Annotated in this window: 23 protein-coding genes; 13 read left to right on the top strand and 10 right to left on the bottom strand. The window is 41.7% G+C overall.

What is annotated here, in order from left to right; all coding sequences use genetic code 11:
- Nucleotides 1-51 precede the first annotated feature (51 nt).
- Nucleotides 52-1272, top strand: coding sequence for a peroxiredoxin family protein (locus EQY75_RS07200; protein ID WP_129604344.1), 1221 nt, complete (start codon nucleotides 52-54; stop codon nucleotides 1270-1272).
- A gap of 51 nt (nucleotides 1273-1323) precedes the next feature.
- Here the strand turns inward: EQY75_RS07200 and leuB are convergent, their stop codons facing one another.
- Nucleotides 1324-2442: a 3-isopropylmalate dehydrogenase gene (leuB, locus tag EQY75_RS07195; RefSeq protein WP_129604341.1), complete on the bottom strand. Its 1119-nt coding sequence runs from the start codon at nucleotides 2440-2442 to the stop codon at nucleotides 1324-1326.
- Between the two features lie 2 nt (nucleotides 2443-2444).
- A complete protein-coding gene (locus tag EQY75_RS07190) occupies nucleotides 2445-3617 on the bottom strand; it encodes a 2-isopropylmalate synthase (protein WP_129604339.1) in 1173 nt (390 codons plus the stop codon).
- Between the two features lie 146 nt (nucleotides 3618-3763).
- Here EQY75_RS07190 and EQY75_RS07185 point away from each other — a divergent pair, with 146 nt between their 5' ends.
- Nucleotides 3764-5308 carry a hypothetical protein gene (locus tag EQY75_RS07185; protein WP_129604336.1) on the top strand — a complete coding sequence of 515 codons (1545 nt, stop codon included), beginning with the start codon at nucleotides 3764-3766 and terminating at the stop codon, nucleotides 5306-5308.
- A gap of 9 nt (nucleotides 5309-5317) precedes the next feature.
- Here the strand turns inward: EQY75_RS07185 and EQY75_RS07180 are convergent, their stop codons facing one another.
- Both EQY75_RS07180 and panB read right to left on the bottom strand, forming a co-directional pair.
- The gene (locus EQY75_RS07180) at nucleotides 5318-6019 is read right to left on the bottom strand and encodes an RluA family pseudouridine synthase (RefSeq protein WP_129604334.1); all 702 of its coding nucleotides are present in this window, start codon (nucleotides 6017-6019) and stop codon (nucleotides 5318-5320) included.
- Between the two features lie 49 nt (nucleotides 6020-6068).
- Nucleotides 6069-6887 carry a 3-methyl-2-oxobutanoate hydroxymethyltransferase gene (gene panB, locus EQY75_RS07175; RefSeq protein ID WP_129604331.1) on the bottom strand — a complete coding sequence of 273 codons (819 nt, stop codon included), beginning with the start codon at nucleotides 6885-6887 and terminating at the stop codon, nucleotides 6069-6071.
- A 117-nt stretch (nucleotides 6888-7004) separates the two neighbouring features.
- Here panB and EQY75_RS07170 point away from each other — a divergent pair, with 117 nt between their 5' ends.
- The 3 genes from EQY75_RS07170 to EQY75_RS07160 all read left to right on the top strand — a co-directional run bounded on the left by EQY75_RS07170 (nucleotide 7005) and on the right by EQY75_RS07160 (nucleotide 10596).
- Entirely contained in the window at nucleotides 7005-7463 is a 459-nt protein-coding gene (locus EQY75_RS07170; protein WP_129604329.1) for a nuclear transport factor 2 family protein, read from the top strand.
- Between the two features lie 175 nt (nucleotides 7464-7638).
- On the top strand, nucleotides 7639-9546 hold the full coding sequence (dnaK, locus tag EQY75_RS07165; protein ID WP_129604326.1) for a molecular chaperone DnaK: 1908 nt from the start codon (nucleotides 7639-7641) through the stop codon (nucleotides 9544-9546).
- 132 nt (nucleotides 9547-9678) lie between these two features.
- Entirely contained in the window at nucleotides 9679-10596 is a 918-nt protein-coding gene (locus EQY75_RS07160) for a hypothetical protein (protein WP_129604324.1), read from the top strand.
- A 14-nt stretch (nucleotides 10597-10610) separates the two neighbouring features.
- Here the strand turns inward: EQY75_RS07160 and EQY75_RS07155 are convergent, their stop codons facing one another.
- From EQY75_RS07155 to EQY75_RS07130, 6 genes are all read right to left on the bottom strand, one after another.
- Nucleotides 10611-11318 (bottom strand): hypothetical protein, encoded by a 708-nt coding sequence (locus EQY75_RS07155; protein WP_129604321.1) that lies wholly within the window; start codon nucleotides 11316-11318, stop codon nucleotides 10611-10613.
- 129 nt (nucleotides 11319-11447) lie between these two features.
- Complete coding sequence (locus EQY75_RS07150) at nucleotides 11448-12029, bottom strand: GNAT family N-acetyltransferase (protein WP_342773964.1); 582 nt, start codon at nucleotides 12027-12029, stop codon at nucleotides 11448-11450.
- A complete protein-coding gene (locus EQY75_RS07145; RefSeq protein ID WP_129604319.1) occupies nucleotides 12026-12667 on the bottom strand; it encodes an alpha/beta hydrolase in 642 nt (213 codons plus the stop codon). Before EQY75_RS07145 ends, EQY75_RS07150 begins: the two co-directional genes overlap by 4 nt.
- A 136-nt stretch (nucleotides 12668-12803) precedes the next feature.
- Complete coding sequence (locus tag EQY75_RS07140) at nucleotides 12804-13325, bottom strand: hypothetical protein (RefSeq protein WP_129604317.1); 522 nt, start codon at nucleotides 13323-13325, stop codon at nucleotides 12804-12806.
- A 98-nt stretch (nucleotides 13326-13423) separates the two neighbouring features.
- Complete coding sequence (locus EQY75_RS07135; protein WP_129604314.1) at nucleotides 13424-13927, bottom strand: hypothetical protein; 504 nt, start codon at nucleotides 13925-13927, stop codon at nucleotides 13424-13426.
- Nucleotides 13928-14062: 135 nt separating this feature from the next.
- The gene (locus EQY75_RS07130; protein WP_129604312.1) at nucleotides 14063-14632 is read right to left on the bottom strand and encodes a Crp/Fnr family transcriptional regulator; all 570 of its coding nucleotides are present in this window, start codon (nucleotides 14630-14632) and stop codon (nucleotides 14063-14065) included.
- A gap of 387 nt (nucleotides 14633-15019) precedes the next feature.
- Here EQY75_RS07130 and EQY75_RS07125 point away from each other — a divergent pair, with 387 nt between their 5' ends.
- The 8 genes from EQY75_RS07125 to EQY75_RS07090 all read left to right on the top strand — a co-directional run bounded on the left by EQY75_RS07125 (nucleotide 15020) and on the right by EQY75_RS07090 (nucleotide 22017).
- Complete coding sequence (locus EQY75_RS07125) at nucleotides 15020-15442, top strand: PaaI family thioesterase (RefSeq protein WP_129604309.1); 423 nt, start codon at nucleotides 15020-15022, stop codon at nucleotides 15440-15442.
- The gene (locus EQY75_RS07120) at nucleotides 15423-16490 is read left to right on the top strand and encodes a chorismate-binding protein (protein ID WP_129604307.1); all 1068 of its coding nucleotides are present in this window, start codon (nucleotides 15423-15425) and stop codon (nucleotides 16488-16490) included. The genes EQY75_RS07125 and EQY75_RS07120 overlap by 20 nt, the downstream gene beginning before the upstream one ends.
- Before the next feature lie 54 nt (nucleotides 16491-16544).
- On the top strand, nucleotides 16545-18302 hold the full coding sequence (menD, locus tag EQY75_RS07115; RefSeq protein ID WP_129604305.1) for a 2-succinyl-5-enolpyruvyl-6-hydroxy-3-cyclohexene-1-carboxylic-acid synthase: 1758 nt from the start codon (nucleotides 16545-16547) through the stop codon (nucleotides 18300-18302).
- Nucleotides 18303-18335: 33 nt separating this feature from the next.
- Entirely contained in the window at nucleotides 18336-18680 is a 345-nt protein-coding gene (locus EQY75_RS07110; protein ID WP_129604303.1) for a DUF2853 family protein, read from the top strand.
- 64 nt (nucleotides 18681-18744) lie between these two features.
- Nucleotides 18745-19578 carry a CvfB family protein gene (locus tag EQY75_RS07105; protein ID WP_129604300.1) on the top strand — a complete coding sequence of 278 codons (834 nt, stop codon included), beginning with the start codon at nucleotides 18745-18747 and terminating at the stop codon, nucleotides 19576-19578.
- A 139-nt stretch (nucleotides 19579-19717) separates the two neighbouring features.
- The gene (locus EQY75_RS07100; protein ID WP_129604298.1) at nucleotides 19718-20317 is read left to right on the top strand and encodes an SPOR domain-containing protein; all 600 of its coding nucleotides are present in this window, start codon (nucleotides 19718-19720) and stop codon (nucleotides 20315-20317) included.
- Between the two features lie 5 nt (nucleotides 20318-20322).
- Nucleotides 20323-21225: a 1,4-dihydroxy-2-naphthoate octaprenyltransferase gene (gene menA, locus EQY75_RS07095; protein WP_165200572.1), complete on the top strand. Its 903-nt coding sequence runs from the start codon at nucleotides 20323-20325 to the stop codon at nucleotides 21223-21225.
- A 36-nt stretch (nucleotides 21226-21261) separates the two neighbouring features.
- On the top strand, nucleotides 21262-22017 hold the full coding sequence (locus EQY75_RS07090; RefSeq protein WP_129604293.1) for a LytR/AlgR family response regulator transcription factor: 756 nt from the start codon (nucleotides 21262-21264) through the stop codon (nucleotides 22015-22017).
- The last annotated feature ends 463 nt before the right edge of the window (nucleotides 22018-22480 follow it).

Genomic DNA, 22480 nt, shown 5'->3' with positions numbered 1-22480 from the left:
TGCAAAATTTGTTTAGTGTTTTATTTCGATATTTGCACTTTAATTAAAAATATGAAAAAGAGTTTTCAATTATTGCTGTTGATCCTAATAGCCTGTAGCTGCAAGGAGAAAGAAGAAGCAGTTCTTAATGAAGGGATATGGAGGGCTGAAATGGAGGTGCAGGATGGCCAACTTCTTCCTTTTAATTTCTTGCTAAAAAAAGGTGAGTTTGGATATTCCATGGAGGTTTACAATGCAGAAGAGACTGTAAAAATTGATGATTTTACACTAAAGGGAGATTCAATTACCATACAAATGCCGGTCTTTGATGGGTATTTTGCCGGGATTTACGCTGAGAATTTAATAGAAGGTGAGTTTATCAAAGATGATCTGGAGAGAAATGTTCCGTTCAAGGCTGTCTATGGTGACAGCCTAAGATTCAAAGGGAACAAGGTTTCCACTCAGAATATAGAAGGTATATGGCAGGCGGAATTTAGTGAGAATACTGATGATGCGTACATCGCCAAAGGAATTTTTCAACAAGAGGATGGAAGAGTCATAGGAACCATCAGAACTACCACTGGCGATTACAGATACCTTGAAGGTACTATGCAGGGGGATTCCCTCAAGTTGTCCACCTTTGACGGGGCGCATGTATTTCTCTTTCTGGCAAAAGTGACTGACACTACCATGAACGGCGTTTTCTATTCGGGCAACCATTTTAAGGAGCCCTTTGAGGCCATTCGCAATGAAAATTATGAATTGCCTTCCGAAGATTCACTGACGTATTTAAAGAAAGGCTACGACAAGGTGACTTTTTCATTTCCCGATACCAAAGGCAATTACATCTCGCCTGATGATCCTCAATTCCGTGATAAGGTTGTAATACTTCAGATTATGGGAACATGGTGTCCCAATTGCCTTGATGAGACTAAGTTTCTCGTTGATTATCTCGGGAACAACCCAACTGATGATTTGAAAATCATTGCCCTGGCCTTTGAATATGCAAAAACAGAAGAAAGGGCGATCCGGGGTATAGAGCGCTTAAGGGATCGACTAGAAATACCTTACCCAATTGTCCTGGCCCAATACGGGACTAGTAACAAAGAGATTGCCAATGAAAAGCTCCCCATGTTAAATCACATTCTATCTTATCCAACAACAATTTTTATCGACAAGCAAGGGAAAGTCAGGAAGATACATACGGGATTCAACGGTCCCGCCACGGGGGAGAAGTATCTCACTTTCAAAAAGGAATTTCACGACTTTGTACAAGAATTACAGGCCGAATAAAAAAGCCCTTCCGTGAGGAAGGACTTTCTTGGTGGCTGTAAAAAAAAGTAATTAAATAATGGTTGATTTACCCAACCAGATATTCTCCTTATTCAGGATGAGATAGTCCTCAGAATCCCTGATGTTTGCCGATATAAAATCCCCGATATGATTTGTTCCGTATTTGCTTGACGTATTCAGATCCGGAGAAACGATTCCTTTTTTTATAGATTTGAGAACGGCTATAACAATTGCCCTTGATTCTTCATCGAGTTTAAAATGATCTAGAAGCATGGCAGCAGAAAGGATAGAGGCAACGGGATTTGCTATGTCCTTCCCGGTTGCCTGTGGGTAAGATCCGTGTACCGGTTCAAATAAGGCATGATTGTCTCCTGTGGAAGCCGAAGGTAATAAGCCTAAGGAACCTCCAACGGCACTACCTTCGTCAGAAAGGATGTCACCAAACATATTTTCTGTGAGGATCACATCAAACTGGGACGGTTTTAAGACTAATTGCATGGCCGCATTGTCTATAAACATAAAATCGAGGGCTACTTCAGGATAACTCTCTCCGATCTTTCCTACGGTTCGTCTCCACAATCGACTAGATTCGAGAACGTTGGCCTTATCGATTAGGGTTAATTTTTTTCTCCTCCTTTTGGCAGCTTTAAATGCGAGGTGAGCGATGCGACTAATTTCACTTTCGGTGTATGTACAAACGTCTGTTGCAGAGGTTCCATCTGCACTAACCGACTTATCACCGAAGTAAATTCCGCTGGTCAATTCCCGATAAATGACAAAATCGGTACCGGCAATGACCTTTTTCTTTAAGGGGGACTTTTCCATTAAGGTGGGAAAAACCTTGATAGGCCTGATGTTACAGAAAAGACCGAGTTCTTTTCTCAATCGCAGTAATCCCTGCTCTGGCCTTACCTTCGCATCTGGATCATTATCGTATTTTGGATCACCTATGGCTCCGAAGAGTACAGCGTCAGAATTTTTGCAGAGTTCAAGTGTTTTCTCCGGCAGGGGATCGCCGGACTTATCCATTGCTGCGGCACCAACAACAGCCTCAACGTATTCAAATTCGTGGCCAAAGGTCTCTTCAACAGCCTGAAGACATTTAACTGCCTGGGCAGTTACCTCTGGTCCAATACCGTCACCCGGAAGCAAGGCAATTTTAAGTTTCATATTCAGGCAATGCTTTCAATGTTGATATTGGCATTTTCGATAATCTGATGGATATCCTCATCCACGATTTCCTTCTTCCTGTCAGCAAATCGGAGGAAATGCTCGTAAATGACATCGAGCTGTACTTTGGTGAGTTCATATCCTATGTTCTTTGCCCTGTAAGCCAAAGCGGCTCTTCCACTTCTGGCCGTAAGGACAATGGATGAATGATCTACCCCAACTTCTCTGGGGTCAATAATTTCATAGGTCTCCCTCTTCTTTATTACACCATCCTGGTGGATACCCGAGCTATGCGCAAAAGCATTTGACCCTACTATTGCCTTGTTGGGTTGTACAGGCATCCCCATTTTTTCGGATACCATTAAACTGGTATCATAAAGCAGTTTGCTGTTTATTCCTGTATCTAATTTGAGGTAGGGATGCTGTCTGAGAATCATAACCACCTCTTCAAGGGAAGTGTTACCGGCCCGCTCACCAATGCCGTTGATGGTACATTCAATTTGTCGGGCACCATTGATCACTCCCGAAATAGAATTGGCTGTGGCCAGACCCAGGTCGTTATGACAATGACATGAAAGTATGGCCTTGTCAATTCCTGAGACGTTCTCCCGAAGATATTTCATTTTTGCTCCGTATTCTTCCGGCAGGCAGTACCCTGTGGTATCGGGAATATTGAGAACAGTTGCCCCGGCTTTGATAACTTCTTCGCATACTTTTGCCAGGTATTCGTTGTCTGTTCTGCCCGCATCTTCTGCGTAGAATTCAACATCTTCTACAAAAGTCTTGGCATAACGCACGGCATCAACCGCTCTTTCGAGGATTTTTTCCCGGGTGGAATTGAATTTGTATTTGATATGCGAATCTGAAGTGCCAATCCCAGTATGGATCCTGGGTTTTCTGGCATATTTTAATGCCTCAGCAGCAACTTCGATGTCTTTTTTTACCGAGCGGGTAAGACCGCAAACGGTGGCATTCTTGACTATTTTGGCAATCTCATTGACCGAATTGAAATCGCCCGGACTGGAAATTGGGAAACCTGCCTCAATGACGTCAACTCCCAGAGTATCGAGTCTTTCTGCGATAACCAATTTTTGTTCAGTGTCCAGTTTGCAACCCGGAACCTGCTCACCATCGCGTAGGGTAGTGTCAAAAATGTATACTTTATCTTTGCTCATTATAATTACTTAATTTTACTCACCATAACGAATGTATTACAACCGTTCTATACCAATTCAGTGATTGTAAGGCATTTACAACGTTAATATACTTTTTATAGTAGTTAACTTTATGATAATCAGATAGATAAGCATATCATTTTACGATGACAAATGTCAATAAGGACGCCTTATTTGTTTTAGTTAAATCACTTTCCAAATCGGAGAAGCGACAATTCAAGTTGTATGTAGGTCGGTTAGGGGTCAATACAGATGCTAAATTCCTGGCTTTGTTCAACTTGATGGACAAGATGAAGAGCTATGACGAGAGTGTGATCCTGGGCAGCGGAATCGTAAAAAAGGCCCAACTTTCTAATCTCAAAGCACATCTTTACCGGCAGATCCTCGTAAGCCTGCGTCTAAATCCCGTAAACCAGAACATCAGGGTTCAAATCAGGGAGCAGCTTGATTTTGCTACCATCCTGTACCAGAAAGGCCTGTACAAGCAAAGCCTCAAAATCTTAGATAAGGTAAAATCAACGGCCATTGAAAATGAGGAAAAGAATATAGCTTACGAGATTGTGGAGCTTGAGAAAATTATAGAAACTCAATACATCACAAGGAGTATCCCGGACAGGGCCGACGAGTTGGCTGTCCAGGCCAAAATGCTTTCAGAACAAAACCTCATGACCAGCAAGTTGTCTAACCTCTCACTTCAGCTATACGGAATGATGCTCAAGGTGGGCTATGTAAGGAGCGAGGAAGACCTGCAACGCGTAAAAGAATACTTTGATGCCCACCTCCCCAGCTACAACATCAACAACCTTGGTTTTCGCGAAAAGCTGTGGTTGTACAAAGCACATCTTTGGTATAGCTTTTTGACTCAGGATTTTTTGTCCTGTTATAAATACGCCAGTAAGTGGGTAGACTTATTTTACGAATACAAGGAAATGATTGCGCTAAACCCTGTATTTTTTCTCAAGGGAAATCATTATTTGCTGGAATCGCTCTTCTACGTAAAATACGCCTCTCAGTTTGAGTCGGTGCTCGCCAGGCTCGAGGAAACGGTGGCCCAAAAAGACTTTCCTGCCAATGACAACATAGCTTCCCTGAGTTTTCTGTACATCAATGCGAATAAGCTCAATCTACATTTTTTAAAAGGTACCTTTGAGAAAGGCTTGTACCTGGTTAGGATCATCGAGTACGGCATAAACAAGCATCGCGACCGTATAGACGAGCATCACATTATGGTTTTCTACTACAAGATTGCCTGCCTGTATTTTGGGGTAGGGGACAACAAGAATTGCATCGTCTATTTAAAGAAAATCATCAACAACAAAAATCTCAAAATGAGGGAAGATCTGATGTGCTTTGCACGGGTCCTCAGTTTGGTTGCGCACTATGAAGCGGGGATGGACTATCATCTGGAAATTCAATTAAAGAGCACGTATAAATTCCTGCTGAAAATGAACGACCTGCATGAGGTCCAGAAAGAGATGATCAAATTCTTACGTAAGCTTGGGTCGATCTACCCCCACGAACTCAGGGCCGAATTTCAGAAATTATACGACCGACTCAAAGTTTTTGAAGATCATCCGTATGAAAAACGTGCATTCCTATACCTGGATATCCTTTCCTGGCTCGAAAGTCATTTGGAAAACAAACCCGTTGCAGAAGTAATTCGCAAGAAAGCTCTGAAAGCTCTTCGATAGCAGAGGGTATTAAACACAGGCGTTCCAGAGTTCTTCATCAGGAGGCGCGGCAATCAATTTGATCTGTTCTTTTTTCACGGGATGCTCAAAACTCAATTCCCGCGCATGTAGGTGAATCCCACCATCGGGATTACTCCGGTTAAATCCGTATTTGAGATCTCCTCTGATAGGAGCCCCGATCTTTGAGAGTTGTGCCCTGATCTGATGGTGCCTACCCGTCAAAAGCAAGATTTCTACCAAACTGTATCGATCTAGATATTTAAGCACTTTGTACTCCAGTTCTGCCTTCTTACTTTCCGAAACTTCCTCAGCGTAAGCGTAAGACTTATTTTGCTTTTGATTGCGCTTTAGCCAATGGACTAGTTTGCCTTCTTCCTGCGGTAATTTGTTTTTCACCAGGGCCCAATAGACCTTTCGGGTTGCTTTTTCGGCAAATAATTTGTTCATCCTGCTGAGCGCCTTGGAGGTTCTTGCAAATACAACAACTCCTGTTGTTGGCCTGTCTAAACGGTGAATGACTCCCAGGAAGACCTTGCCGGGTTTATCGTATTTCTTTTTGATGTATTCTTTAACGTGTTCACTAAGAGGACTATCACCGGTCTTGTCTCCCTGCACGATATCGCCAACCCTTTTGTTGACCGCAATGAGGTGGTTATCCTCGTAGAGGACCTGGAGGTTAGAGGCATTTGAGGTAATTTTATTTAAAGGCAAAGCAAAAAGAATTTACAAGACGAGTGTATGAGAATTTAAACAAGGGAATTCAATATTGCTCTTCCTCACTGGGAAAGTCGCGGGTTTTTACGTCTTTCACATAATTGGAAATCGCCTCGCTCATTTCTTCGTACAGGTTCATATATCTCCTTAGAAACCTGGGATTGAATTCATGTGTCATTCCCAACAAGTCATGTATGACCAATACCTGGCCGTCTGCATGCCTGCCACCCCCAATGCCTATGGTGGGGATAGAAATGCTCTCCGAAACTTTTTTCGTGAGGGTAGCGGGGATTTTTTCAAGGACAATTGAAAAGCACCCCATCTTCTCGAGCAATTTGGCGTCATCCATTAATTTTTCAGCCTCTTCTTCTTCCTTGGCCCTTACGGTATACGTCCCGAATTTATATATCGATTGAGGGGTTAATCCGAGATGCCCCATCACCGGAATACCGGCATTAAGGATGCGCTTTACTGATTCTTTAATCTCTTCCCCACCTTCTAGTTTAACGGCATGTGCCCCGCTTTCCTTCATGATTCGAATGGCCGAACGCAAGGCCTCTTTAGGATCGCTCTGATAGCTTCCAAAGGGGAGGTCTACCACAACCAGAGCTCTTTCAACAGCTCTAATTACAGAGGAGGCATGATAGATCATCTGGTCTAGGGTAATGGGAAGGGTAGTTTCATGCCCCGCCATTACGTTGCTGGCCGAATCCCCCACGAGAATGACATCTACCTGAGCGGCATCGACGATTTTGGCCATGGAATAATCATAAGCCGTGAGCATGGAAATTTTCTCGCCCTGTTTTTTCATGTCAACCAGTGACTTCACGGTGACTCTTTTGTACTCTTTTTTAGCGACAGACATAATAGTTAGTTTGCGCGTTAAATGTAAGGAGAAATGACCAATTAGACATGGGGCTGCTCTTTAGGTTTTACATAATTATGTACATTAGATCAAAATGACCGGAAACTCCTAAATGATATGAAAAACTACCTAGTTCTCTTATTTCTGTTTGCAATCACGATCGGATCGGCACAGCAAAGTCCGGAAGAATCAGTTAAAAAGACGGTTAAAGATTTTTTTGAGGCATTTCACTCTCGTGATTCCGCTCAGCTTGTGGATAAAGTTTCTCCAGGGATCAGAATGCAAACTATAGGGAAGTCCGCGGCTGGGCTCGACAGCGTAGTGACTGTGCCCTTTGAAAGATTTGTACAATCAATAGTCTCTATCCCAGATTCAGTGCAATTTCAGGAACGTTTGCTTTCCATCTCGGTGAGGGTAGATAATAATATGGCTCAGGCCTGGACGCCCTATGAATTCCGGATCAATGGCAGTTTAAGCCATTGCGGTGTCAATTCCTTTCAACTGTTTAAAGCAGAAGAAGATTGGAAAATACTTTACATCATTGATACCCGAAGAAAAGAAGGATGTGAGAACTAAGGAAGTTTTCACTCCCTAACGCCCAAGTTACCCTCTATCTCAGAAGTGTAATCGAAATCAATAACACCTTTCTACCTTAAGTATGTGACAACCTGTCAGTTTCTCTGGGTTGGCACTATGTTTGACATTTAAGAGAGCGAATAGAAACGAAAACATTAATATTAAAAAAGATAAGATGAGCAAAATTATTGGGATAGACCTGGGTACAACCAACTCGTGTGTTTCCGTAATGGAGGGAAACGAGCCTGTTGTGATTCCTAATGCCGAGGGGAAACGGACTACGCCGTCTGTTATAGCCTTTGTTGAAGGTGGAGAGATAAAAGTGGGTGATCCTGCCAAAAGACAGGCAGTGACCAATCCCCACAAGACCATTTACTCCATCAAGAGGTTTATGGGAAACAAATACTCAGAATCCAAAAAAGAAGCAGAAAGAGTACCGTATAAAGTTCAGAAAGGGGACAATGATACCCCTCGAGTGGATATTGACGGGCGTTTGTACACGCCGCAGGAGTTGTCTGCAATGATCCTTCAGAAAATGAAGAAGACAGCCGAAGACTATCTGGGGCAGTCGGTAAGCAGAGCTGTAATTACAGTCCCCGCCTACTTTAACGACGCACAGCGTCAGGCTACAAAAGAAGCCGGAGAGATCGCAGGTTTAAAAGTAGAAAGGATCATCAACGAACCTACCGCAGCATCACTGGCTTATGGTTTAGACAAGAAACACAAAGATCAGAAGATTGTTGTTTTTGACTTTGGAGGGGGAACACATGACGTATCCATCCTGGAATTGGGTGATGGGGTATTTGAAGTATTATCTACCGATGGTGACACCCATTTAGGGGGAGATGATGTGGACCAGAAAGTAATCGATTGGCTAGCCGACGAGTTTAACAAAGAAGAAGGTATAGATCTAAGAAAAGACCCTATGGCTCTTCAGCGTTTGAGGGAAGCTGCAGAAAAGGCAAAGATCGAGTTGTCTAGTTCTACCCAGACCGAGATTAACTTGCCTTATGTAACTGCCACTGCATCCGGACCAAAACACTTGGTAAGAACACTCACGAGGGCCAAGTTCGAGCAATTGATCGCCGACCTTGTAAAAAGGACCATAGAACCCTGTCAAACGGCATTGAAATCGGCCGGCCTCTCTAAAAGTGATATCGATGAGATTATTTTAGTTGGAGGATCAACAAGGATTCCAGCCGTACAGGAAGCTGTTGAAAAATTCTTTGGAAAGAAACCTTCCAAAGGTGTGAATCCCGATGAGGTTGTAGCCGTAGGTGCTGCAATACAAGGAGGGGTATTGACAGGAGATGTAAAAGATGTTCTGCTCCTGGACGTTACTCCTTTATCTCTTGGAATTGAAACCATGGGAGGCGTAATGACGAAGTTGATAGAAGCAAATACGACCATTCCTACCAAGAAGTCACAGATCTTTTCAACCGCGGCTGACAATCAGCCATCAGTTGAGATCCATGTACTTCAAGGAGAAAGGCCAATGGCTGCTGACAATAAAACGATAGGACGGTTCCACCTCGATGGAATACCACCTGCACCCAGAGGTACTCCTCAGATTGAAGTAACTTTTGATATTGACGCTAACGGAATTATCAAAGTGTCTGCTACAGATAAGGCGACTAATAAAACTCAGGATATCCGTATCGAAGCTTCTTCAGGACTTACCGAAGAGGAAATCGAAAAGATGAAAGCCGAGGCAGAAGCCAATGCAGATGCAGATAAGAAAGCTAAGGAAACAGCAGATAAACTCAATGAGGCGGATGCAATGATTTTCCAGACCGAAAAGCAATTGTCTGAATTCGGGGATAAATTGTCTGACGATAAGAAGAAACCCATCGAAGAAGCACTCGAGGAATTGAAAAAGGCCTACGAGAGCAAAGACATCGCTCTGGTAACACCTGCACTCGAGAAGATCAATGAAGCCTGGAAAGTAGCTTCTGAGGAAATGTACAAAGCCCAGGCGGCTGCTCAGGAAGGTGAGCCATCAGCTCAAGGTGAAGCCGCAGCTGAAGACAGTACTAAAGAAGGTGATAATGTAGAAGACGTTGATTTTGAGGAAGTAAAATAGGATTGTATATTCTATATGAAAAAGAGGTAGTTTACGCTACCTCTTTTTTTTTTCGGCACGTAAATTGTTTTCATTGTACAAAGAAGCCGTAATTTTGAATCGATGATAAAGGACTACCTAATTAATACTTTTTTGAAAATACAGATAGTATTCCTGGCTTTTGTGGTGTGTTCTGCATTTGGTCAGGAACCCCGGGTATTTACCACAGAAGATTTTGACCTTCTCGGACAGGTAAAGTCATGCCTGGTGATCACCGATTACGGGAAGGAAGCTTTTGAATTCGACCGTAAAGGACTATTGACCAAAGTAACCACCATTTACAGCGATACCGATTACGATATTAGTTATTACAAATATTCCAGGGGCCTATTGAAAGAAAAACGCCTTGAAAATTACCGGGAGGACAGTCTGGACCGGCAAACTTCTCTTGCTCATGTTTATTCTATCGACACCTTACTCAACAAGGTGGTAAAAGAAAGTGTGTATTCTTACCAAAGAGAATTCCTCGATCAATTTCAATATAAATACGATACCACCGGAAATCTAATTGCTGTAATACGAACCACAAATGAAGGAATAGACGATACCCAGATCACTTATGATACCTTGAGGGGGGAAATCACCAAAACCATCAATGTGAATGGAATTACTGAACATTCACTTCGGACTGCTGAGAAGGAAGTAAAGGGGCAATTACTTCGGGTAGAACTGGAAAAGAAATATTTAAAAGGAGAACCTTATAAAGCTACCGAATCATTTAAGGATACTTTGGGGAGAACGCTCAGGGAAATAAATTTTGATTATGACGAGGAGAAATCCGGATTTGCCAAATCTGGCGAAGTCAGCTACATTTACGAGGAGCAAGGATTTTTAAAGACCAAAATCCAGAAAACGAACAACAGCGAAAAAAAGCAGGAGTATATTTATCAATTTGATGGTCACGAGCCTTCCAACTGGATCAAAATGATCATCACACCTGACAATCAATACACAACACGCAGGATTACTTACTACAAGGACGATCCTCCTGAAACAGATGGCGAGGGCTGAAAGGGGTTGTGAGGTTATTCTAATTTCTTGGAGCACTCTATCATCGCAAAAAGAGCCTTGTTGTGAATGGCTATTGTCTGGGACACATAAAACGCCCTAAGTGTTTTGAGGCTTTCGACCCTGAGCTCTTCTTCTGTCTTTACTTTTCGTGAATTGAGAATTTGTTTGGCCTTATCACATTGAAATAAGGTGACGAGTTCCCGAATCGATTTTTCCAATTCGGCCAGTTCGGCTTCTGCCTGCTGCTGATAATTTTTCTTAATTTCCCACTCCTCCGATACACTTTCCTCAGGAGTAGAAGTCAAATCCTCTATTACGGGCGGGACCTTCTCAGAGGACTCAGGATTTTCTTCATTTGTGATTCCTATAGTGCATATATCCAGATTTCCCAGAAGCTGTTCTGCATTTTCAAGGGCTTTTTTAGTGTAGAAACGACCCATTTCCCACTTCTCTTGTTTTAAGGCTGTTTCCAAATTTTCAATTCCGTCCAGAATAGGATCAGTGGCCTTCTGGCAACCACAATTTTCATTTTGTGCCTTTGCTTTTTCAAAGGCAGTCAACGCCCTTTCTGCATAATATTGCTGGTGTTCAAAGTTATTTGCCCCCATTGATTTTTTCGCATGAGACAAACTGTAAGCTGCGGAGGCATAGGCATTGTTACAATTGGCTGATACACTGGTGAAAGCAAGTAAGGCAAGTGCAAGGACGGCGCAAATTTTCATAAGTAGGATTCTGGGGATTTATTTAAAAATGTGAACAGCGTTGTTGGACTTTTAGAACGCCATAGACGGGGGTTTATTGCTTGCAACAAGGGTTTAATTTGGGCAGAGAGCTAACGCTTTTTCAGATCATTATTTGGATGTGCTGAACAGCTTAGGTTTAATTTCTTCCCAGGACTCCGGGAACAGACCATAACAGCATGTATTTCGTTTAAAACCATCAGAGAGATAAACATTTTTTAACAAGATGCCTTCAAGTTCGGCGCCTAGTTTTTCCACAGCCTTCCTGGAACGAAGATTTCTCTCATCAATTCGGAATTCAACCTTTTCAAATTTCAATACTTGAAAAGCGTAATCAATCATCAGACTCTTCATATGAGTATTGAGGCCGCTCCCGTGAAATTTTCGTCCCAGCCAGGTAGCCCCAATATGAAGGACCTTGTTAGTCCAATCGATATGCATATATCGTGTACAACCGGCCGTGGCTGCAGATTTATTATCAATCACAAGAAAGGGAATAGCCAGCCTTTTATCCCGCTGTTCCAGGGCATTTTTAATATAGGCAGATAAGGCAGCTTCTGAATGGATCACTGAAGGTGAATACCGGATAAGGCCTGGTTCTATTGCTATTGGCAAAAGTTGCTCTAGATGGTCTTCTGACAGGGGTATGAGCTTTACCCGTTTATTTTCCAGGCTAATTTTGTTCAGGTTCACGGTAACTTTTTGATGATTTCGTTTTTTACTTCATGCCCGCCAACAAAAATTTCAATAGCAGCCTTGCCTTGAAAAAGATGCTCAATTTTCCTTTTTTCTGCATCCCATCGCGCTGGTGTTATGTACTCATCGTGTTTCCCTACAAAAAATCGTATTTGGGTGGATTCACGGAGATGGCTTAAATCATGAACTTTCAGCTCGTTGGGCATACCGCCCGCATACAAGATCAAATGACTACAAACTATTTTTTTTCTCGCCACCCATCGCATCGCAATAGATACTCCCTGTGAGTACCCGAAGATCACCAATTTGACATTTTCAGGTAACGCCTCTTGTTGCAGAACAGCGTCGAGGTATTCCATAATATTGTCAATTTCCATTTCCGTGTCTTCCTTGGTTAGCCAGCTTGCGCCCACGTGTTTAAATTCTCCATTCATGTAATACTTAGAAGGTGCCTGAGGCGCTATAAGGTAGTTTTCTTCGTGATTGAGATCTTTAAAATATCTCAGGAAGTATTTACTCAGGTAGCCCATTCCGTGAAAAACAAACCACACATACTTTGTTTTGGAATGAAGCTTATTTAAAGTGGCATACGGTTTTCGGTTCGTAAAGCTGATGTCTTTCTGTGTCAGATCCATACCTAAAAATACAAAAACACATCGCCCTCTGCTGTAAAATTAATAGCATTTTCGTCTAAAATAAAAAAGCGCAAAAGTCAAATCTTGCGCTTTTCCATCGGCGTACAGTATATTACCTCATTGCATAGCTGTACTTTTAATTTTGTGCCAATTGGTAAACCTCATTGATATCAACTTTCAAATTTTTCTTGAGTCCGTCTTTTATCAATTGAACCTTGGCCACTTTAGAAACATCCCTGTCGTCATAATAGGACACTATATAAATGTCCTTGTTTATGGTCCAGCCTGGATGAGCTTTATGAATATGTTCCCTTACAGCCAGGGGGAGTGTTATATCCTTGAAGCGTTCATAAGATTGCAAGATCTTACCCTCAGAATCGTAAGTAGCTATGATGCTGCCATTGTTTTGCTCAAAGAAAACTTCGTAAGCTTCAAATTGGCCGTTGTAAATGTCTAATTCGGTTACATCAAACTGAGCTGCTTTTCTTTCTAACTTCTGTACTGATATAGGCATGTTTTTATCTACAACAGTATATACATAATCGAGGTTTAACGGACTTACCGTTACACCTTTCAATTCAATTGCCTGCTCATTTTCCTGAGCAAAGCCGATACAAACTACGCTAATTAAAATTAGGCTTAGAACTGTTTTTTTCATGATGAATGATTTTAAATGATTAATAATTGGCAATGAGGTCAATCTCAACTTACTTACATGCTGATGAACAATCACAGACTGATTATTGTTCCGTGTTGCTATATTTCAATCTTGAGGTTTTTACGCATACCGTCTTTCCGAATTTGTATTTTACAGACCTTTTTCACTTCCTTGTTTCCAAAGTAAGAGACCAGGTACAGATCTGAGTGGATGGTCCAACCCGGATTTTCAGAGTGGATTTTGTTTCTGATAAAAGCGGGTAAGGTTATGTTTTTAAAACGCTCTGAGGTCTGTATGATTTTTCCGTGCTGATCATAGGTGGCGATAATGGTGCCGTTATTCTGAGAAAAAATAACCTCATAGGCCTCAAAGTTTCCGTCGTAAATGGGATTCTCTGTGATGTTGTACCGGGCAGCCTTGTTCTCGAGTTTAGTGACCGCTTCGGGCATTCTCTCGTCAACCACAGAATGTACGTAGGAAATGTTTAATGGTCTAACTGTAATTAACTTTAGATCTACCGTGCTGGGAGCTCTATAGAGTTGTTGGGCAGTAGTGAAACTGCAGATGAATGCAGTAACACCTAAGATAAGAAGTGTTCTCATAGTGTTTTGATTTTTTGATTGACATGATGATGGATATTATAAACTTTGATTAGTGTTAAGGTACAGTCACTACAACATACCTCAGTGTGCTCTAGGTAACACTTTAAGACTATTTTATGAATTGAAAAAAAGGAATCAGACCCGGCTGTGTTGAAATTCTCGTTTCAGGCCTTCAATAGAAGTAATTCGCATATATTTCCTTCCCACTTCCAATATCCCCTGATCTTTTAAACCATTGATGTGCCTGTTTACAACAGATCTGGTGGTGCCGATTAAAGCGCCAATTTCGTCATGGGATAGATCATTGATATGCTCAATGACACCCGTATTCTTATCCATGTTCTTGTAGAGCAATTTGGCAAGTCGGGTTGGAATATCCTCCATCACAATATTGGTCACTGATTTTTCCAGGGTTTGGATTTTATATGCCATGTATTTCATCAGGGACAAGCTAAAATCGTGATTTTGTATTAACCATTTCTTCATTTCCGGTAGCGGCACATAAAGCAATTCTGTCCTTTCGAGCGTCTCGTAATAGACCTTGCGCTTTAAGCCGCCAAACAACGACATCACACTAAACACATCGTCAGAAAGCAATAGTGTAAGCGTGAGCTGCCGGTCATTCTTGGAGTCAAACACATAGACCTTAAGCTTTCCGGTAATTACGAAGAAGAAATGATGGGAGGTGTCCCTGGTATCCAGCACACAGGTGCGATTTGTACAAATGCGGCTCCGTGATAAACGGAGTAGTTCTTTTATAGAATCAGAGGGAACGCCCTTGAATAGTGGATTATTCAAGAAAACTTCAAAGTAATACCTGTGCCGCTCTAATTCAACATTCACAATACTGTTATTGTGATTACCATCGAATAAGAATGAATTTTCGCAGGGTAGTTTAAATATCGAATCAACCTCCGGTTAGTTCAATAATCAATGTTTGCTTTATTCGGATAATCAGTTAGGTATTTGTTTAAAAGACGAAAAAAAAGTAAATGTGTTACACCGATAAGAGGTAAATCTTATAGAATCTATAGGAATAAGCTACAAATGCCTTATTGATCCGAGAATGCTTAATTTTGTCAAAAATTTGAAATGAGCGATTACAAAGCCAAAATCCTTCAGGTCTGTAATGAGATCAGAAAGAACACCCTGATGGAAACTCTTGAGATTGAATATGTAGATGTAGGTGAAAACTTTCTTATCGCAAGGATGCCGGTAAGCCCGAAGGTGCACCAGCCAGATGGGGTGCTTCATGGAGGCGCCACCGTGGCTTTGGCAGAGAGTGTTGGTTCTGCTGCATCGTACGTCTTTCTCGATGGCCAGTCCTTTTTTGTTCGGGGGATAGAAATAGCGGCTAACCACGTTCGCAGCGTCAAAGAAGGATGGGTATATGCCAAAGCAAGTATCCTCCACAAAGGCCGGACTACCCAGTTGTGGGAGATCAGGATTACCGATGAAGAAGATCGCTTAATTTCCCAATGTAAACTCACGACCATTGCCCTCCCCAAAAAATAAGATTCAGGACGAGTTGTTGGCTCAGTTAGAGGCTCATCATCAAAATCACTTGCCTTTTGTAATTTTTAAGTACCCCGGGGCTTCAGAACTGAAGGCTATTCTTCAATCTGATGCCAGCCTGAACTTCACCTCAAATTTTACTGAACCGGGTTTTGTTTTCAGTCCCTTTGATGATGGTCAGCGAACCATACTCTTACGACCCGATGATGTCCTAATTGCAAAGCTCCACAATACAGAATTACCAAAAGAAAGTAGCCTGCGCCAACATATTGAGGATCAAAAGGAGGCAAGCCGATATAAAAAACTAGTAGCGGATGCAATTACGGCCATACAGCAACATGATCTAAGAAAGGTGGTTTTGTCAAGACCAATTGAAGTAGCTACAGCCAATTCAGCAATTAATATTTTCAACCAACTTAGTAGGGAATACCCCACTGCATTCTGCTACTGCTGGTACCATCCAAAGGTAGGTTGCTGGGTAGGAGCCACCCCGGAAATTTTACTGAAAGTACAAGGTGCTCAATTTACCACAGTTGCCCTTGCAGGCACCATTGAAAAATCGGGTACAGAAAAACCAAACTGGCAGGCCAAGGAAAGGGAGGAACAGCAATTGGTGACCCAATATATTTTAGAAGTTGCAGCAGATCTGGGTATTGAGGTCAATAGTTCTGAGGCCCAGACAACAGATGCCGGTGCCTTATGGCATTTAAAGACAACCCTTTCGGGAAAGGTGCAACCGGAGCAAATTGCCAGCATGATCCGTAGCTTGCACCCTACACCCGCGGTTTGTGGAATACCCTTAAAGGAATCTATGTATTATATAGAGCAACATGAAGGCTATCCGAGAAAATTTTACACAGGCTATCTGGGTGAAATAAAGGAAGGGAGTCAGCGGGAAATCCAATTGTTTGTTAACCTCAGATGTATGGAATACAGAGAAGGGAAAGCGATTGTCTACGTTGGCGGTGGAATCACTCGAGATTCCGATCCGGAAAAGGAATGGCAGGAAACTATTGCAAAAAGCAGGACCATTCTGAAGGTGCTGTAGAATTATCGGATATCATTGGGAAAGCAAGTTATGGGGTTGTATTTTTGCAGGCCTATGAGACACCCGAGTATCCCATCTGCTCAACTACTGGTTCAATACTGCAAGGCCATGGATATTTCTCAGGTAGTGATCTCTCCTGGCTCGAGAAATGCACCCTTAATTATTGGCTTTTCTGAGGACCCTTTTTTTAATTGTTACAGTATTGTCGACGAACGAGCAGCTGCCTTTTTTGCCATAGGTATTACACAGCAATTGAAACAACCGGCCATAGTGCTTTGTACCTCAGGGAGTGCTCTGCTTAATTTCTATCCGGCAGTAGCCGAAGCATTTTACAGCGATCATCCTTTATTGGTTGTCTCCGCAGACAGACCCCCTTACAAAATTGATATAGGAGACGGGCAAACCATAAGGCAGGACCGCGTTTTTGATCGTCATATTGGTTACAGTGCGAATTTAAAACTCGATGTAAGTCATGCTACTAAATCCATCTCCACCTTCGCTCCTCAAATGCTTCCCGAGGGTAGATCGGTTACAAACATTCAGGAAGAAATTTGGGAATATAACAAGAACGAACTAGGTCGGGCTTTTGATGTTTTGTTTCAAAAATCCTTGCCCGTACATATCAATATCCCATTTGAAGAACCCCTGTACGATACAGTGTCCTCCCTCGATAAATACTTAGATCTGAGCTCCGGACAAAAGAGTACAAATGAAGAAGCGGGAGACCTTTCCGATTTTCAAGACCAATGGAATACAGCTTCTAAAAAAATGATTTTGGTAGGGGTAATGTCGCCCGGCGAAATCGAAACCAAATGGCTCCAATCCCTTGCGGATGATCCTTCGGTCCTGATCTTTACAGAAACTACCTCCAATTTGCATCACCCGAACATTATTCCCAGTATAGACAGCATCATTTTCCCTATTGAGAAATCGGAGGACAGAGAACAAAAATTTAAGGAATTACAACCCGAAATACTTTTAACTTTCGGAGGATTGGTAGTGTCCAAAAAAATTAAGGCCTTTCTGAGAAACTACAAGCCCAAACAACATTGGCACGTCAATCAACATAAAGCATTTGACACTTATTTCACTTTAAACCACCATTTTAAAACCACTGCTTCCAAATTCCTCAGCTCATTCATTCCTGGAATCACAAAAACTAGCAGCAACTATCGCTCCAATTGGCTCGGGGTTCGTGATGGTTATATGGGCAGGAGGCAGGAATACCTTAAGCAAATACCCTTTTCAGATATGTGGGCTTTTGAAAAGCTCATTCAAAGTCTTCCAAAGGATGCCATGGTGCAATTAGCCAACAGCTCAACGGTTCGTTATGCCCAGCTCTTTGATATGATACCCGGTCAGTCGGTGTATTGCAATCGTGGAACAAGTGGTATCGATGGCAGTACTTCTACAGCTGTTGGTGCTGCTGTTCATTATAAAGGCCCTACTGTATTGATCACAGGAGATCTCAGTTTTTTCTATGACAGCAATGGCCTATGGAATACGTTTATTCGGCCCGATTTCAGGATCATTTTGGTCAATAATGGAGGAGGGGGCATTTTCAGGATTCTGCCTGGCAAAGAAAATTCCAGGAATTTTAAAACCTTTTTTGAGACTGCACACCATATGAATGCTCAGCCACTCTGTGAATTATTTGGCTTTGAATATCACATGGCAAGTGACAAGGCCGGGTTGAAGAATGCCCTAAATGATTTCTACACCCGTTCAGACCAACCCAAGCTACTTGAAGTAAGGACTCCTGCTGATCTCAACGACAAGATTTTGCTCGAGTACTTTGATTTTATAACTTGACACTCTTCATATTCACTAACTAAGTTTTATTCTATGGCCAACAAAAGGGAAGTATTGATTGAGAAATACGCAGAAACATTAAGGACAAAGTTTAATCACCAACCTGATATGGCACTGCTTCGAAAAGTAACCATAGGCTTAGGCCCTTCCATCTACAATCGCGATTCGGCTAATGTCTCAGGCTCGAATGAAGCGGAGCTGGCCAGGGTTAAGGATAATTTTTTGATCAATAAACTGGGCCTGCAGGATAGTGAAGTCCTCGATAAAGCCATACTTGATATCATTGAGGAATACGGCGTCTCAGAGCGCACGAAGTACCGTGCGGTGATTTACTATCTGCTCACCAGGAAATTTGAAAAAGAGAATATCTACAATTAATGCCAATTAACTGGATGACTAAGGCTGCGAATCCAGGTAGATTAATGCAGCCGGGGATGGAATTATGATTGAATTGGGTAATTACAACGAGCTTACAATTCTTAGAAGTACAAGTGTTGGTCTATTCCTCGGGGATGAAGATGTGGACGATCTGCTTCTGCCTACCAAATATGCGCCGGAGGATTTTGAAATAGGTCAAAAACTAGAAGTATTCTGTTACCTCGATCATGAGGAGCGGCCCATTGCCACAACACTCAAACCCTTTATCAAAAGAAATAGTTTTGCGTATCTGCGGGTAGCAGAAGTGAACGAAATAGGTGCTTTTATGGACTGGGGTCTGGAAAAACATCTATTGGTTCCGTATCGGGAACAGAGAAGTAAAATGGTTCAGGGATCCTGGGAGGTAGTCTACTGCTATCTGGATGAAAAATCATTTCGGTTGGTGGGGTCGAGTCGACTTTCTAAATTCCTGTCAAACGAGAATACAGAGCTCAGTTTAAATGAAGAAGTCTCTCTTTTGGTCTACCGTCGATCTGATTTAGGATGGGATGTGGTAGTGAACGGAAGCCATAGGGGCCTCATTTTCCACAGCGATGTATTTCAGGAAATTAGCGTAGGGGACAAGATTAAGGGCTACGTAAAACAAATTCGCCCTGATAAAAAACTCGATATTGCTCTTCAACCCATTGGACTTAAAGCATTGGAGCCGGCGGCCGATCTCATCTACCAAAAATTGCTGCATAGCGACGGCTTTCTTAATCTCAATGATTCATCTAGCCCTGAGGAGATCAGGTCAGTGTTTTCAATGAGCAAGAAAACCTTTAAAAAAGCCATTGGTACCTTGTATAAAGCGAAGCGAATAACCCTGGAGAAAGATGGTATTCAGTTGGTAAAGTAAAACGCGAAACGACTAATGAGATGCGCTTCTTTTCTGGTCTCATTTAAAATACTGAATCCTATTCTCTAAATACTAGTTATTATTTTTTGATTCTGAGCTTTTTGGTTATATTTAGGACCCACTTTTTAAAACTGCACATATGCCATTTATAGAGGAAAGCGACCTGCTGGAATTACACAAAGATATCGACAAGGCTCAAATTATTAATGAGCGACTTTTAGATCAGATCAAATACAAGAATAAAGAGCTGAAACGCAGTAAGATACAGCGAAATATCTTTGCGGGAGTAACGGTATTATTCCTTATTGCTTCCCTTGCTATTACCTCTTTTACAGCCGGCTTGAGTACCTCCAGTTCCCAGGTAGCTGAAAATAGTTTTTCTGTACCTCTAGACAGTCTGCAGAGTTTTAAAGACAGAATTGATAATCTCAAAAAAGAAAACGAAGAATTAAGTCTGGTGAAGGAGTTTTATCTGGCTAAAAATTTCCTTGAAAAAGAGACCATATATTCGGTTCAGATTAAATCCTTTGTCGATAATAACCTCACATTGTCTTCTCAGTCTTTAAATAATACCTTGTTTGTAAAAACTAATCCTTTTTATTCCTATTCGCTCGGGAATTTTGAAACCCTTGATGAAGCGCAGAAGTTCAGGAAACAACTTGTAAATCTTGGCTTTGAAGATGCTTTTGTGGCTTCTTACAAAGAAGGTAAGCGACTCAAGATAGAACCCGCCAATTAATATATTTGAAAACAAAAGCCTGGTTAAGTGCAGTTCGATTGAGAACGCTGCCCTTATCGGTGTCCGGCATTTTGGTTGGATGCGGGATGGCTGCCATTTACGGTCAGTCTGATAGAATCGTCTTTATCCTTGCATTAGTATCCACTCTTGGGTTACAAATTATATCTAATCTCGCCAATGATTATGGTGACGGGGTGAAAGGCACCGACAATGACGAACGGATAGGACCGAAACGGGCTTTGCAGAGTGGTTCGTTGTCCCGGAAAGAACTCAGAACAGGAATACGTCTCTCCGTAGTAATCACCCTTATCTTTATTGGCCTGCTTCTTTACGCCGCTTTTGAAGGCTATCCTGCATTCATTCTTTTATTCTCTGTCCTGGGAATTACAGCAGTTTGGGCGGCCATTAAATATACCGTAGGGGATTCGGCATACGGGTACAAAGGTCTTGGGGATTTATTTGTCTTTTGTTTTTTTGGCTTGCTGAGTGTTCTGGGATCACTTTTTTTATTTACAAAAGAACTTGGATGGACCGATTTGCTGCCCGCCGTAACCGTCGGTTTGTTGAGTACCGCGGTTTTGAATCTGAATAATATGAGAGACTTTATCTCCGATTCGAGGGTAGGAAAAAACACCTTGGTGGTAAAACTGGGAATTCCCCGGGCCAAAGCATATCATTTCTTTTTATTGCTCGTTTCACTGCTATGTATGCTTTACTATTTAATTTGGGTTGATGCAGAATGGTATCAGTTCTTATGCCTGATTGTCTTTATCCCATTAACAATACACGCCCTAAGGGTTCGACAAATTAAGTCCCCGGTCGACTTTGATCCGGAACTTAAAAAAGTGGCTTTGAGTACCTTTTTCATGGCCTTACTCTTTTATCTTGGGTTTAATATTTTTTTGTAAATTTGAATACCATAACCGTCATAAACCCCATACATTTTGGAACAACCCATAAAGATCCTTATTGTAGAAGATAATGTGATCATTGCAGACGATATGCAGTCTATGCTTGAAGAAATAGGCTATGAGATCGTCGATAACGTCATTGTTTATGAACAGGCCGAAGAGGTCTTAAAAAATAACCACGTAGACCTGGTTCTGATCGATATCATCCTTGCTTCAGATAAGACCGGAATCGATCTCGGAAAACACATCCGTGAGAAATACAACATCCCGTTTATTTTCGTAACCTCTAACTCGGATAGGGCAACAGTAGAAAATGCAAAGACCGTGAAACCTAACGGTTACCTGGTGAAACCTTTTGAGCAGCAGGACCTCTATACCTCCATAGAAATTGCCCTTTCTAACTTTGACTATTCTGAAAAAGGAAGAGGGGATTCGCCTTCTGAAGATACCACTGAAAAAGTGGTTTCTAATTCGGTTCTTAAAGACTCTATCTTTGTAAAAAAGCAACACCTTTACTACCGGATTCAATTTGAAGACATTCAATTCATCAAAGCAGACAATGTTTACCTCGAAGTAAACACCGTGGATAAGAAATTTTTAGTGCGGTCTCCTCTAAAAGACTATTTGGAGAAACTTCCCAAAAACAAGTTTTACAGGGCCCACAAGTCATATATTGTCAACGTTGATCACATAGATGCCATTAATTCTAAGGATATCATGATCAATAATACGTTGATTCCCATCTCCAAAGATTTTAAGGAATTTATCATTTCAGCAATGAATTCTTAAGGATTGGCGTACTGCCAAATCACTTCTAGATTTGAGTTGTTTCTGGCGAATTTGTCTCTTCACCACAACTTTCTGTGCTTTTACAACAATACTTTTCCCTTATCACTCTGATGGGGTATTTTAGTATTCGAAATAGACATTAACTTTTTTCATTTTCATATAGTGTTCTCGTTAAAAAGGGTTTTGCCAATTAAGGCAGACCCTTTTTTTATTAGTATCAGGAATGAAAGTTCGCTCTTATTGTAGTCGTGAGAAGGGGAGAGGGATGCTTTGACAAACAGAATAACTCATTTCACAACACCTGAGCGCACTTTCACAACATTTCAGCAAATCTCAGGCAGCATCCTGCTATTTTTAAAGCGTTCTTCGAACTTCCCAAATCTTACCTCTTTTTTTACCCTGCAATAGACAACGGCGTTACAGCCCGACAAGGCATTTTATATCAAAAAATTATTGAGTTTCA

Origin of the sequence: Muriicola soli (assembly GCF_004139715.1) — a bacterium.
GTDB lineage: Bacteria > Bacteroidota > Bacteroidia > Flavobacteriales > Flavobacteriaceae > Muriicola > Muriicola soli.
The sequence above is the reverse complement of the archived record's forward strand: the minus strand, read 5'-3'. Positions and strand labels throughout refer to the sequence as shown.

Excerpts from the sequence above, each read along its gene's own strand:
- EQY75_RS07200 (WP_129604344.1), top strand. The coding sequence starts at position 52 with ATGAAAAAGAGTTTTCAATTATTGCTGTTGATCCTAATAGCCTGTAGC.
- leuB (WP_129604341.1), bottom strand. The coding sequence starts at position 2,442 with ATGAAACTTAAAATTGCCTTGCTTCCGGGTGACGGTATTGGACCAGAG.
- EQY75_RS07190 (WP_129604339.1), bottom strand. The coding sequence starts at position 3,617 with ATGAGCAAAGATAAAGTATACATTTTTGACACTACCCTACGCGATGGT.
- EQY75_RS07185 (WP_129604336.1), top strand. The coding sequence starts at position 3,764 with ATGACAAATGTCAATAAGGACGCCTTATTTGTTTTAGTTAAATCACTT.
- panB (WP_129604331.1), bottom strand. The coding sequence starts at position 6,887 with ATGTCTGTCGCTAAAAAAGAGTACAAAAGAGTCACCGTGAAGTCACTG.
- EQY75_RS07170 (WP_129604329.1), top strand. The coding sequence starts at position 7,005 with ATGAAAAACTACCTAGTTCTCTTATTTCTGTTTGCAATCACGATCGGA.
- dnaK (WP_129604326.1), top strand. The coding sequence starts at position 7,639 with ATGAGCAAAATTATTGGGATAGACCTGGGTACAACCAACTCGTGTGTT.
- EQY75_RS07155 (WP_129604321.1), bottom strand. The coding sequence starts at position 11,318 with ATGAAAATTTGCGCCGTCCTTGCACTTGCCTTACTTGCTTTCACCAGT.
- EQY75_RS07145 (WP_129604319.1), bottom strand. The coding sequence starts at position 12,667 with ATGGATCTGACACAGAAAGACATCAGCTTTACGAACCGAAAACCGTAT.
- EQY75_RS07140 (WP_129604317.1), bottom strand. The coding sequence starts at position 13,325 with ATGAAAAAAACAGTTCTAAGCCTAATTTTAATTAGCGTAGTTTGTATC.
- EQY75_RS07135 (WP_129604314.1), bottom strand. The coding sequence starts at position 13,927 with ATGAGAACACTTCTTATCTTAGGTGTTACTGCATTCATCTGCAGTTTC.
- EQY75_RS07125 (WP_129604309.1), top strand. The coding sequence starts at position 15,020 with ATGAGCGATTACAAAGCCAAAATCCTTCAGGTCTGTAATGAGATCAGA.
- menD (WP_129604305.1), top strand. The coding sequence starts at position 16,545 with ATGAGACACCCGAGTATCCCATCTGCTCAACTACTGGTTCAATACTGC.
- EQY75_RS07110 (WP_129604303.1), top strand. The coding sequence starts at position 18,336 with ATGGCCAACAAAAGGGAAGTATTGATTGAGAAATACGCAGAAACATTA.
- EQY75_RS07105 (WP_129604300.1), top strand. The coding sequence starts at position 18,745 with ATGATTGAATTGGGTAATTACAACGAGCTTACAATTCTTAGAAGTACA.
- EQY75_RS07100 (WP_129604298.1), top strand. The coding sequence starts at position 19,718 with ATGCCATTTATAGAGGAAAGCGACCTGCTGGAATTACACAAAGATATC.